Below are 12,237 nucleotides of genomic sequence, written 5' to 3'. Positions count from 1 at the left end.
GTCCCGCAGCCTGATACTTCAAAGGTATGCAGGCGCCGCACTCCCGAACGCAAGGCCGGAACCCTGAAAGGAACGACAACATGGAACTCAATGGCGCCGACATCGTCGTGCGCTGCCTGGCCGATGAGGGCGTGGAACACGTCTTTGGCTATCCTGGCGGCGCGGTGCTTTACATCTACGACGCAATCTTCAAGCAAGATAAATTCCAGCATATCCTGGTGCGCCACGAGCAGGCCGCCGTGCATGCCGCGGATGCCTATTCGCGCTCGTCCAACAAGGTGGGCGTATGCATCGTCACCAGCGGCCCGGGCGTCACCAATGCCGTGACCGGCATCGCCACCGCGTATATGGACTCCATCCCGCTGGTCATCATCAGCGGCCAGGTGCCCACCGCGGCCATCGGCGAGGACGCTTTCCAGGAGTGCGACACCGTCGGTATCACCCGTCCCTGCGTCAAGCACAACTTCCTGGTGCGCGATGTCAAGGACCTGGCCGACACCATGCGGCGCGCCTTCTACATCGCGCGCACCGGCCGTCCCGGCCCCGTGCTGGTGGACATCCCCAAGGACATTACGCTGGCCCCGTGCAAGTACGTGCCGCCCAAGGGCGAGATCACGATGCGCTCGTACGCGCCGGTCAACAAGGGACACCAGGGCCAGATCAAGAAAGCCGTGCAGATGCTGCTGGCGGCCGAACGTCCCATGATCTACACCGGCGGCGGCGTCATCCTGTCGGACGCCGCGGCCGAGCTGCGCGCGGTGGTGGATCTGCTGGGCGCGCCCTGCACCAACACCTTGATGGGCCTGGGCTCGCTGCCCGCCGATCACCCGGCTTTCCTGGGCATGCCCGGCATGCACGGCACCTACGAAGCCAACATGGCCATGCAGCACTGCGACGTGCTGCTGGCCATCGGGGCACGCTTCGATGACCGCGTCATCGGCAATCCCAAGCATTTCGCGCAGAATCCGCGCAAGATCGTCCACGTGGATATCGATCCTTCGTCGATTTCCAAGCGCGTGCGCGTGGACGTGCCCATCGTCGGCAACGTCAAGGACGTGCTGATCGAAATGCTGGCGCAGCTGCGCGTGGCGGACGTCAAGCCGCCTTCGCTGGAAAAGTGGTGGCAGCAGGTGCAGGAATGGCGTGGCAAGGAATGCCTGAAGTACGCCGGTTCCACCAGCGTCATCAAGCCGCAGTTCGTCGTCGAAAAGCTGTGGGAAGTAACCGGCGGCAAGGCTTTCGTGACCTCCGACGTGGGCCAGCACCAGATGTGGGCCGCGCAGTACTACCGCTTCGGCCAGCCGCGCCGCTGGATCAATTCCGGCGGCCTGGGCACCATGGGCGTGGGCCTGCCGTACGCGATGGGCGTGCAGATGGCCAACCCGGGCGAGGACGTGGCCGTCATTACCGGCGAAGCGTCGATCCAGATGAACATCCAGGAACTGTCGACCTGCCACCAGTACCATCTGACGCCCAAGATCATCTGCCTGAACAATCGCTTCCTGGGCATGGTGCGGCAATGGCAGCAGATCGATTACGGCTCGCGCTATTCCGAGTCGTACATGGATTCGCTGCCGGATTTCGTCAAGGTCGCCGAAGCCTACGGCCATGTCGGCCTGCGCATCGAAAGCCCCTCCGATGTCGAACCCGCGTTGCGTGAAGCCTTCAAGAAGCACAAGGACCGCCTGGTGTTCCTGGACTTCATTACGGACCGTACCGAAAACGTGTGGCCGATGGTCAAGGCCGGTCGTGGCTTGACCGAAATGCTGCTGGGTTCAGAGGATCTGTAAGGGGGCATCATGAAACACGTGATTTCGGTTTTGCTGGAAAACGAACCCGGCGCGCTGTCGCGGGTGGTCGGCCTGTTTTCCGCGCGCGGCTACAACATTGAAACGCTGACCGTGGCCCCCACCGAGGACGCCACGCTGTCGCGCATGACCATCGTCACCGCCGGATCCGACGAGGTCATCGAACAGATCACCAAGCACCTGAACCGCCTCGTCGATGTGGTCAAGGTGGTGGACCTGACCGAAGGCGCGCACATCGAGCGCGAGCTGATGCTGGTGAAGGTGCGCGCGGTCGGCAAGGAGCGAGAGGAAATGAAGCGCATGGCGGACATCTTCCGCGGGCGCATCATCGACGTGACCGATAAGTCCTACACCATCGAACTGACCGGTGTTCAGGAGAAGATCTCGGCCTTTATCGAGGCGCTGGATCGCAGCGCGATTCTCGAAACCGTTCGTACCGGGGTTTCGGGCATCGGCCGCGGGGAACGCGTGCTCAAGCTTTGACCGGCTCCGGCCGATCGATCATTGATTGTTTATCTGTTTACTGAAGAAAGAATACTGGAGCTCGTCAAATGAAAGTTTTCTACGATAAAGACTGCGATCTTTCCCTGATCAAGGGCCGCACGGTCGCCATCATCGGTTACGGCTCGCAGGGCCATGCGCACGCGCTGAACCTGCATGAGTCCGGCGTCAAGGTCGTGGTCGGCCTGCGCAAGGGCGGCGCCTCGTGGAACAAGGCCGCCAACGCCGGCCTGAAGGTCCAGGAAGTGGCCGAAGCCGTCAAGGGCGCCGACGTCGTCATGATGCTGTTGCCCGACGAGAACATCGCTAAGGTCTACCGCGACGAAGTGCACGCCAATATCAAGGCCGGCGCCGCGCTGGCTTTCGCCCATGGCTTCAATGTGCACTATGGCCAGGTCGTGCCGCGCGAAGACATCGACGTCATCATGGTGGCCCCCAAGGCGCCCGGCCACACCGTGCGTTCCACCTACACCCAGGGCGGCGGCGTGCCCCACCTGGTGGCCGTGTACCAGGACAAGTCCGGCGCCGCGCGCGACGTCGCGCTGTCCTATGCCAGCGCCAACGGTGGCGGCCGCGCGGGCATCATCGAAACCAACTTCCGCGAAGAAACCGAAACCGATCTGTTCGGCGAGCAGGCCGTGCTGTGCGGCGGTACCGTGGAACTGATCAAGGCCGGTTTCGATACCCTGGTGGAAGCCGGATATGCGCCCGAAATGGCGTACTTCGAGTGCCTGCACGAACTGAAGCTGATCGTCGACCTGATTTATGAAGGCGGTATCGCCAACATGAATTACTCGATCTCGAACAACGCCGAGTTCGGCGAATACGAGACCGGGCCCAAGATCGTCACGGCGCAGACCCGCGAAGCCATGCGCCAGGCGCTGGCCGACATCCAGAACGGCGAATACGCCAAGCGCTTCATCCTGGAAAACGCCGCCGGCGCCCCGACGCTGACGTCGCGTCGCCGCATCAACGCGGAATCGCAGATCGAACAGGTCGGCAGCAAGCTGCGGGCGATGATGCCCTGGATCGCCGCCAACAAGCTGGTGGACAAGTCCAAGAACTAAACCCGCGCCCGGCCCCGGCCGGGTACGCGGCTTGCGCGAGCGGCATGCCCCTGCATGCCGCTTTTGCTTTTCGCGGCCCGGCCGAATTTGTCGCATACTCGCAGCGACGGGCGGACCCGCCCGGGCACTAACGGGGTCATATCGGTTAACCTTCGCCTACGATGAATAAACCCCCTTATCCCCATCCCATCATCGCCCGAGAGGGCTGGCCGTTCCTTGCCGGTGCGGTCATCGTGGCGATACTGGTCACGCTTTGGTCGCCGATGGCGTCGATCGTCTTCTGGATCATCGCGCTGTTCGTGCTGCAGTTTTTTCGCGATCCGCCCAGGATGGCGCCGGATTCGCCCGCCGCGGTGCTTTCGCCGGCCGATGGCCGCGTGGTCGCCGTCGAAACGGTGCGCGATCCCTATGCCGACCGGGACGCGCTGAAGATCAGCGTGTTCATGAATGTCTTCAACGTCCACTCCAACCGCGCGCCGGTCGACGGCCAGGTCATGGACGTCCAGTACTTCCCCGGCAAGTTCTTCAACGCGGCGCTGGACAAGGCCTCGCTGGAAAACGAGCGCAACGCCATGGTGCTGCGCACCCCCGGCGGCCACGTCGTCACGGCCGTGCAGGTGGCGGGCCTGGTGGCCAAGCGCATTCTTTGCTATGCCAGGAAGAACGACACACTGACGCGCGGCCAACGCTACGGATTCATTCGTTTCGGGTCTCGCGTGGATGTCTACCTTCCGCCCGCCGCCCGGCCCCGGGTCGCGCTGGGAGACAAAGTCAGTGCGACCAGCTCCGTGCTGGCGGACCTGCCTGCAACCGACGATGCGAGCCATGCCTAAACTGTCGATGCGCGATCCCGAGAACCGCCACCGCAGCATTTACCTGCTGCCCAATGCGTTCACCACGGCGGCGCTGTTCGCCGGTTTCTATGCCGTGGTGCAGGCTATGAACAACCAGTTCGAGGCCGCCGCGATCGCGATCTTCACGGCCATGGTGCTGGACGGCATGGACGGGCGGGTGGCCCGCCTGACCAACACCCAATCGGCGTTCGGCGAGCAATACGATTCCCTGTCGGACATGACTTCCTTCGGCGTCGCGCCGGCCCTGGTCATGTACGAATGGATGCTCAACGAACTCGGCCGCTGGGGCTGGCTGGCCGCCTTCGTATACGTGGCCGGCGCGGCTTTGCGCCTGGCGCGCTTCAACACCAATATCGGGGTGGTCGACAAGCGCTTCTTCCAGGGCCTGCCCAGCCCGTCGGCCGCCGCCCTGGTGGCCGGCTACGTCTGGCTGGCGGTGGACAACAAGCTGCCCATTCATGACGCCTTCATGGCCTGGACGGCGTTCTGCGTCACCATGTACGCCGGCATCGCCATGGTCACCAACGCACCTTTCTACAGCGGGAAAAGCTTCGCCCTGGGGCGCAGCGTACCTTTCTGGGTGATCCTGCTGGTGGTGGCCGCGTTCGTTTTCGTTTCCAGCGATCCGCCGGTGGTCCTGTTCGGCCTTTTCGTGGTCTACGGCATATCGGGCTGGTTCATCCTGGCCTGGCGCTGGAACAGGGCGCGCCGCTTGCAGCGCAGCCGCGGCCGCGCCGGCGGGTTGGAGCCGTAGCAACACACGGGGCGCCAGGGCCCGTTCAGCGGGCGAAGTCCCAATCCTGGTCGTACATCGGGTCCGGGCCGGGGTGGTGCCGTGTGACGCGGTCGCCCTTGCGGCCCATGTACACGTACATCAAGGAATTCCAGGAATCGTTCTCCCGGTAGCGGTACGACCAGACCACCTGGCGGACGCTGGGCAGCCCGACTTCATCGACGATGGCAGGCGGGCCGAATTCGCACAATACGCGGTTGGCCGGCCAGTCTCCGCTGGACAGCAGGGCGAAGTGCTGGTCCGTCAAAAGGCGTTCCACCCGGTCGATCCGGCCATCCGGACCCACGTTGCCGCCCCAGGCATACTGGCCCAGCGGCTGCTGGGTCCAGATAACCCGTTGGCCGCCGTCGGGCAGGGGGCAGGTGAAGTTGGGCCGGCCGTACTGCGCGACGACCTGGCTTAACGGGGTGTCGGGCGGCGTGCGCGCCGCCATGTCGGCACAGCCGGCCAGCGTGGCCAGCAGCGCGGACACGAACACGGCCGCGCAACGGCGATGGAATAGGGGGCGGGTCTGCTCAGCCATGGCTCCTCCAGAGGGTGCGGCCAGGCTTGGTGCCGGCCCGCGGCCTGCCTCAGGCCGGATGCCGGGGCAGCCTGGCGGGGCCCTGACAATTTTCACCGATAAGTTATAATCCGTCGGTTTTTGCTGTCGAACAACGGCTATTTCCGTTTTTCAACTGTTTTTCCAACCCACGCCATGGCACCTCGGCCCTGGCGCATGTCCGAAGAGGTCAATAAATGTCCGTAGCTGACATCAAGAAGTCCGATATCGTCGCGCAATTCCAGCGCGCTCAAGGCGATACCGGCTCCCCCGAAGTCCAAGTGGCGCTGCTCACCGCTCGCATCAACGAGCTCACCGGTCACTTCAAGGAACACATCAAGGATCACCATTCGCGCCGCGGTTTGCTGCGCATGGTCAGCCGCCGCCGCAAACTGCTCGACTACCTCAAGGGTCGCAACCCCGATGCTTATCGCGCTCTGATCGAAAAACTCGGTCTGCGCAAGTGATCGACGGGGTCGGTTCCCCATGACGCAACCGTGGCCGGTGCGACCTTGTCGCAGCGGCCACGGTTTTTCATTTGCAAGGAATAATCGTCATGTTCAATAAAGTGACAAAAACGTTCCAGTACGGCCAGCATACGGTCGTGCTGGAGACCGGAGAGATTGCCCGCCAGGCATCCGGTGCCGTCGTGGTGTCCATCGAGGACACGGTAGTGCTGGCCACCGTCGTGGCCGCCAAGAAGGCCAAGCCGGGACAGGATTTCTTCCCGCTGACGGTCGACTACATCGAAAAGACCTACGCTGCCGGCCGTATCCCGGGCGGCTTTTTCAAGCGCGAAGGCAAGCCTTCGGAAAAAGAAACGCTGACGTCGCGCCTGATCGATCGTCCGCTGCGTCCGCTGTTCCCGGAAGGCTTCTACAACGAAGTGCAGGTCGTCCTGCACACGCTGTCGGTCAATCCTGAAATCGATCCCGACATCGCCGCGATGATCGGCGCCTCGGCCGCGCTGGCGATTTCCGGCATTCCGTTCAACGGCCCGATCGGCGCCGCGCGGGTCGGCTATGTCGACGGCCAGTACGTGCTCAATCCCACCGCTTCGCAACTGAAGCAGTCCAAGCTGGACCTGGTCGTGGCGGGCACCGAAACCGCCGTGCTGATGGTCGAATCCGAAGCCGACCAGTTGTCGGAAGAAGTGATGCTGGGCTCCGTGGTGTTCGGCCACGAACAGATGCAGGCCGTCATCAACGCCATTCACGAGCTGGTGCGCGATGCCGGCAAGCCGGAATGGGACTGGAAGCCGGAAGCCAAGAACGAAACCCTGATCGCCGCGGTGACGGCCGCCGCCCAGGATGGCCTGAACGCCGCTTACCAGATCCGCGAAAAGCAGCTGCGTACCACCAAGCTGCGCGAAGTCTATGCCGACGTGCAGGCCCGGCTGGCCGCGCGTGCCGCTGAAACGGGCGAGGGCATTCCAGATTCGGTCACCGTGGACAACATTCTGTTCGACCTGGAATCGCGCATCGTGCGCGGCCAGATCCTGAATGGCGAACCGCGTATCGACGGGCGCGACACGCGCACCGTGCGTCCCATCAGTGTCCGCCTGGGCGTGTTGCCGCGCGCCCACGGCAGCGCGCTGTTCACCCGCGGCGAAACCCAGGCGCTGGTTGTTGCCACGCTGGGCACGAAGCAGGACGAGCAGATCATCGACGCGCTCATGGGCGAATACCGCGACCGCTTCATGCTGCACTACAACATGCCGCCTTTCGCCACCGGCGAAACCGGCCGCATCGGCGTGCCCAAACGCCGCGAAATCGGCCATGGCCGCCTGGCCAAGCGCGCGCTGCGCTCGCTGCTTCCTGCGCCGGAAGAATTTCAGTACACGATCCGCCTGGTATCGGAAATCACCGAATCCAACGGTTCGTCGTCCATGGCGTCCGTGTGCGGCGGTTCGCTGGCCATGATGGATGCCGGTGTACCGGTCAAGGATCACGTCGCTGGCGTGGCCATGGGCCTGATCCTGGAAAACGGCAAGTTCGCCGTGCTGACGGACATCCTGGGCGACGAAGATCACCTGGGCGATATGGACTTCAAGGTGGCCGGCACCAAGCAGGGCGTGACCGCCCTGCAGATGGACATCAAGATCCAGGGCATCACCAAGGAAATCATGCAGGTCGCGCTGGCGCAAGCCCGCGAAGGCCGCCTGCATATCCTGGACAAGATGCAAGAGGCTCTCGGCGCCTCGCGCGGCGAACTCTCCGCCTTCGCGCCGCGCATGCTGACGATCAAGATCAATCCGGAAAAAATCCGCGACGTCATCGGCAAGGGTGGTGCCACCATCCGCGCCCTGACCGAGGAAACCGGCACGCAGATCGATATCTCGGATGACGGCACCATCGTCATCGCCAGCGTGGACGAAGCCCAGGCCAAGGAAGCCCAGCGCCGCATCGTGGAACTGACCGCCGACGTCGAAGTCGGCCAGGTCTACGAAGGCACCGTGCTGCGCCTGCTGGATTTCGGCGCCATCGTCCAGGTGCTGCCGGGCCGCGACGGCCTGCTCCACATCTCGGAAATCGCCAACTACCGCATCGCCAACATCAACGATGTGTTGAAGGTCGGCCAGAACGTCCGCGTCAAGGTCATCGAGGCCGACGACAAGGGCCGCCTGCGCCTGTCCATCAAGGCGATCGGCGGCATCGAGCAGCAGCAGCAGCCCCAGCAGGGCGAGCCCGCGCCTGCTTCGGCTCCGCAATCCGAGCCGCAGCAGTAAGCGGTCGGGTCAGCGCCAGGCCGTCGTTGGCGGCTTGGGGCCGGACTACCGGCATCGTCAAGGAAACGGCACCGCGAGGTGCCGTTTTCCGTTTGGGACGGGCCGTGCGCCGGCCCGCCGGACGGGCCCGGTTGCCCGCTTTTTCGCGCGGGTGCGGTAAAGTGCAGGCGCGGCGTACGCCCATCGGGGCGGCGCGACGCATCAGGCAGCATCGGGAATACAGGCACATATGGCATGAAGCGACGCGGGCGCATGGCCTTGGCGGCAATCGGAGCGAGCATGACGCTTGCGGCTTGCATGTCCCCGCAAGCGCCATCCGTCGACGGGCGCAGGCCGGACGCGGAATCCATGTCCGCGGACCAAGTCATGCAGACGGATTTCAACCGTACCGTCACCCTGGAAATGCGCGACAACCTGAACAGCCTGTATGCGCTCGCCGACAAGCTGTACCGCCGCAATCCCCGCGAGTGGCGCAAGGCGGGCGTGGCCAACCAGGCCGCCGCGGTGGCGCGATTGCGCACGATGATAGACAACCGCACCCCGCCCCCTTCGCTGGCCGGGCTGCGCGACATCCAGATCCTGGCGGTGTCGCTGGACCCGGGTTTCCAGGGCGACCGCGTGGCCGTTTTCATCTATGGCCTGGCCGACACCATCATCGCGGCGCACAATGGCAAGACGCGCTTCTATGTCTCCGATGTACTGGACAGCCAGCGCGTCTACAATGCCGCTCGTAACGTCGAGGCTGCCGCGTGGCTGCTGGCCAGCCGCCGCGACAGCGCCGGCCAGCCGCTGCTGCTGGCCAACGAAATCAGCCCCAGCGTGACCAATTTGAGCTTCGAGCGCGAGTTCGGCGCGATCATCGGCAGACTGGACCTGATCGCCAACCTGCTCGGCGAAAACGGCCGCCGGGTCGGCATCAATTACGCGCAAGGGCTGATGTTTTTCAATTTCTTGCCGGTGCGCTGACGCACACGGCCCGTGAGCCGGTCCATCGGATTTACCAGGAGCCCTCCGTGATCGATCTATCCGCAATCGAATCCGCGCATCGCCGGTTACAGGGCCAGGTACTGAACACGCCGTTCTCGCACTCGCGCACGCTGTCCGACATACTGGGCGCGGAAGTCTGGCTGAAGTTCGAGAATCTGCAGTTCACCGCCTCTTTCAAGGAACGCGGCGCCCTGAACCGCATGCTGAATTTAGATGCGCGCGAGCGCGCCAGCGGCGTGATCGCGGTGTCGGCCGGCAACCACGCCCAGGGCGTGGCCTATCATGCCCAGCGCATGGGTATTCCCGCGGTCATTGTCATGCCGCGCTTCACGCCCACGGTCAAGGTGGCCAATACCCGCCGCTTCGGCGCGCAGGTCGTCCTGGCCGGAGACACCTTCGACGACGCAAAGACCCATGGCTACCTGCTGGCGCAGGAGCGCGGCCTGGTCATGATCCATCCCTACGACGACGCCGATGTCATCGCCGGGCAGGGGACGATCGCGCTGGAAATGCTGCAGGTCAAGCCGGACCTCGATACCCTGGTCGTCGCCATTGGCGGAGGTGGGCTGATATCGGGTATCGCGGTGGCTGCCAAGGCGATCAAGCCGGACATCGAGATCGTCGGCGTGCAGACCGAGCGCTTTCCGTCGATGTATGAAGCCACCCAGGGCGTCACCCTGCCGCATGGGCAATACACCATCGCGGAGGGCATTGCCGTGCGCTCGCCCGGCGAACTCACGCGCGAGATCGTGGGGCGCCTGGTCGACCGCATCGAACTCGTCAGCGAAGCCGATATCGAACATGCCATCGTGGTACTGCTCGAAATCGAGAAAACCGTGGTCGAGGGCGCGGGCGCCGCAGGCCTGGCGGCCATGCTGCGCGACCGGGAGCAGGAAAGTACGCGGTTCCAGGGCAAGCGGGTGGGGCTGGTACTGACGGGAGGCAATATCGACCCGCTGATGCTGGGCGAGCTTATCGAGCGCGGCATGGTGCGCGCCGGCCGGCTGGCGCGTATCCGCGTGGATCTGCGCGACCTGCCCGGCGCGCTGGCGCAGGCCACCGCCATCATTGCCGATGCGCATGCCAACATCACGGAAGTCCATCACCAGAGGGCCTTCACGGCGCTACCGGTACGCAATGTGGAAGTCGATTTCGTGCTGCAGACGCGTGGGCCCGAACACATCGCCGAAGTCATCGAGCGCCTGAATGCGGCCGGTTTCGCGGCCAGCAATCACGATCATTGACGCCGCTCCAGGCCATGTGCCTGGGTGCCACGATCTTGGGGCTTCCGGCCTTCGCGCCGCTGTCTCGGTCTGGCTTCATGCCTGCGCGCCGCGGCGTCAGCGTCCCGCGACGAACGCCGCTTCCGGGTGTTCAGCCTGCGTGCGTCGTCGAAGCGGTGGGTCCGGGCGTGCCGCGCGTTGCCTCGGCCTCGTCCTGCGCCACCAGTGCGCGAAGCCGATAAAGCCGTTCGCGATGCAGGGTGGTCGTGAGCGGCTGCGCCTCGCGCCCCAGGGCGGCCGCGTCGGTGGCCACGCTATGTAGTGCCATGCGTATCGCCGTGCGAGATTGCCCCCACCACTGCGACAGCAGCCTGTCGGGATTGAAGGCGTCCACGCCAAGGCGCCGCATTTCCGATCGGTTGAAGTCCTTCAGGTTCCAGGTCATCACCAGGACCGTTGGCGGCTGCTGCAGGCCGCAACGCGCGCGCTTCGCCAGCCCGGCGGCGATCACGTGGTGATCCTTGGGGTCGCTATAGCGCAGGCCCGTTTCATACGGGAGGACGTCGCCGGCGTCGGCGTCCGGAAACTGCTGCTGCATGGCTTCCCATAATGCGGCGACGTCGTCGACGGTGACTTTCCATAGTCTTGCCGCGTTGCGTATCCATTCTTCGCCGATGCGGGCGCTCCATACCGGTGCGAACACCCCTTCGGCCGCCAGGCGCAGCAGCAGCGGGCGCAGGATGGATGACATCAGGACGCAGGCATCCAGGACGACCAGGGGAGGGGAGGGAGGCACTTGAACGGTAGAGGGCATGGACATACCGCCAGGCGGCGGCTTCGCGCGATGGAGAGCGGCGGGGCGACGACCGCTATCGTAGCGCCAAACCGCCGGCGTCGAAGCGAAGGCTCTTCCTTGTGCAGTCAATGCGTCCGATATCGGCTGGCGCCAGCCATCGGATTCGTCCGTGCCGGAACCCGCGGCTCGATGCGGGAAACCCATCGCCGCATTGCCACCGACAATTATGGAGAAATGACCATGTATGGAACTGCCATAACGAATCATCCTGCCGGCATCGTCCCTTCCAGCACGATCGCGGGCGGCGTCGCCATCGAGGGCAGCGCGGTCAGGCCGTTGGTCGCCACCTCGCCCGCCATCGATACCTTGTTTGCCTACCAGGCGGCACGCGCCGAATCCGTCGTCCAGGCGCGTCCGGGCCGCGACGCTTCGAACGTGAAGTTCACCATCGAGAAAGTCGACGGTCCGGTGGACGAGTTGCTCCAGGACGACCGGGTCCGCCAGGCGCTCGACCAGGTGGTCAACGCCGCCAAGGACATGAATGTCCGGGAAATCGAGATCAAGAGCTTCTTTCCTTTCTTCAAGGAATTCGCCAAACCGCGCGCGGAAGCCGTGAAAAACTTCCTGGTATTCCGGGGCATCGACAAAGACGTCATCGTCCTTACCCCCAGGGGCGTCGGCTATGGCAGTAAACATGCCGCCCTCGCCAGGTCGCGGTCCGTCGTCATCGAAATCGCCGGTACACCCAAGCAGGACGCCAACCCCGCGATGCAAGCGCAGTCGGCGGAACGTCCAGCCCGCTATCTGCTGGCCTGAGACCCGGCAAGGAAAGGGGACGCGCTCGATCAGGCGCCCCGGCCGGCGGTCCGCCAGGTCTTTCGTCGCCAGCCGGCACGAAAACCATCGGGACGGCCGGCCGTTTCTTTTCCGGGCGTGTCG

12 protein-coding genes are annotated in these 12,237 nt (G+C 64.3%); 10 read left to right on the top strand and 2 right to left on the bottom strand.

What is annotated here, in order from left to right; translation table 11 throughout:
* Positions 1-26: 26 nt before the first annotated feature.
* From CAL28_RS21785 to pssA, 5 genes are all read left to right on the top strand, one after another.
* Positions 27-1,790, top strand: coding sequence for an acetolactate synthase 3 catalytic subunit (locus CAL28_RS21785; RefSeq protein ID WP_094843276.1), 1,764 nt, complete (start codon positions 27-29; stop codon positions 1,788-1,790).
* A gap of 9 nt (positions 1,791-1,799) precedes the next feature.
* The gene (ilvN, locus tag CAL28_RS21780; RefSeq protein WP_066655404.1) at positions 1,800-2,291 is read left to right on the top strand and encodes an acetolactate synthase small subunit; all 492 of its coding nucleotides are present in this window, start codon (positions 1,800-1,802) and stop codon (positions 2,289-2,291) included.
* A 68-nt stretch (positions 2,292-2,359) separates the two neighbouring features.
* Positions 2,360-3,376: a ketol-acid reductoisomerase gene (gene ilvC, locus CAL28_RS21775; RefSeq protein WP_066639314.1), complete on the top strand. Its 1,017-nt coding sequence runs from the start codon at positions 2,360-2,362 to the stop codon at positions 3,374-3,376.
* 161 nt (positions 3,377-3,537) lie between these two features.
* Positions 3,538-4,209 (top strand): phosphatidylserine decarboxylase, encoded by a 672-nt coding sequence (locus CAL28_RS21770; RefSeq protein ID WP_094843275.1) that lies wholly within the window; start codon positions 3,538-3,540, stop codon positions 4,207-4,209.
* Complete coding sequence (gene pssA / locus CAL28_RS21765; protein ID WP_094843274.1) at positions 4,202-4,984, top strand: CDP-diacylglycerol--serine O-phosphatidyltransferase; 783 nt, start codon at positions 4,202-4,204, stop codon at positions 4,982-4,984. The genes CAL28_RS21770 and pssA overlap by 8 nt, the downstream gene beginning before the upstream one ends.
* A gap of 25 nt (positions 4,985-5,009) precedes the next feature.
* Here pssA and CAL28_RS21760 read toward each other — a convergent pair whose 3' ends face one another.
* Positions 5,010-5,546 (bottom strand): hypothetical protein, encoded by a 537-nt coding sequence (locus CAL28_RS21760; RefSeq protein WP_094843273.1) that lies wholly within the window; start codon positions 5,544-5,546, stop codon positions 5,010-5,012.
* 215 nt (positions 5,547-5,761) lie between these two features.
* On the opposite strand from CAL28_RS21760, the gene rpsO reads away from it, so the two are divergent.
* The 4 genes from rpsO to CAL28_RS21740 all read left to right on the top strand — a co-directional run bounded on the left by rpsO (position 5,762) and on the right by CAL28_RS21740 (position 10,523).
* Positions 5,762-6,031 carry a 30S ribosomal protein S15 gene (rpsO, locus tag CAL28_RS21755; protein ID WP_066639299.1) on the top strand — a complete coding sequence of 90 codons (270 nt, stop codon included), beginning with the start codon at positions 5,762-5,764 and terminating at the stop codon, positions 6,029-6,031.
* An 89-nt stretch (positions 6,032-6,120) separates the two neighbouring features.
* Positions 6,121-8,292, top strand: a complete 2,172-nt coding sequence (gene pnp, locus CAL28_RS21750) for a polyribonucleotide nucleotidyltransferase (protein WP_094843272.1) — start codon at positions 6,121-6,123, stop codon at positions 8,290-8,292.
* Between the two features lie 234 nt (positions 8,293-8,526).
* A complete protein-coding gene (locus CAL28_RS21745; RefSeq protein WP_094843271.1) occupies positions 8,527-9,258 on the top strand; it encodes a hypothetical protein in 732 nt (243 codons plus the stop codon).
* 47 nt (positions 9,259-9,305) lie between these two features.
* A complete protein-coding gene (locus CAL28_RS21740; RefSeq protein WP_094843270.1) occupies positions 9,306-10,523 on the top strand; it encodes a threonine ammonia-lyase in 1,218 nt (405 codons plus the stop codon).
* 130 nt (positions 10,524-10,653) lie between these two features.
* On the opposite strand, the gene CAL28_RS21735 is transcribed toward CAL28_RS21740, so the two are convergent.
* Positions 10,654-11,316: a PIN domain-containing protein gene (locus CAL28_RS21735; protein ID WP_094844781.1), complete on the bottom strand. Its 663-nt coding sequence runs from the start codon at positions 11,314-11,316 to the stop codon at positions 10,654-10,656.
* A 222-nt stretch (positions 11,317-11,538) separates the two neighbouring features.
* Between CAL28_RS21735 and CAL28_RS21730 the strand changes: the two genes are divergently transcribed.
* Positions 11,539-12,114, top strand: coding sequence for a hypothetical protein (locus CAL28_RS21730; RefSeq protein WP_141218225.1), 576 nt, complete (start codon positions 11,539-11,541; stop codon positions 12,112-12,114).
* Positions 12,115-12,237: the final 123 nt, after the last annotated feature.

Source organism: Bordetella genomosp. 11 (assembly GCF_002261215.1).
GTDB lineage: Bacteria > Pseudomonadota > Gammaproteobacteria > Burkholderiales > Burkholderiaceae_B > Bordetella_C.
Note: the sequence above shows the minus strand (reverse complement) of the source record. Positions and strands in the feature narration are given on the sequence as shown.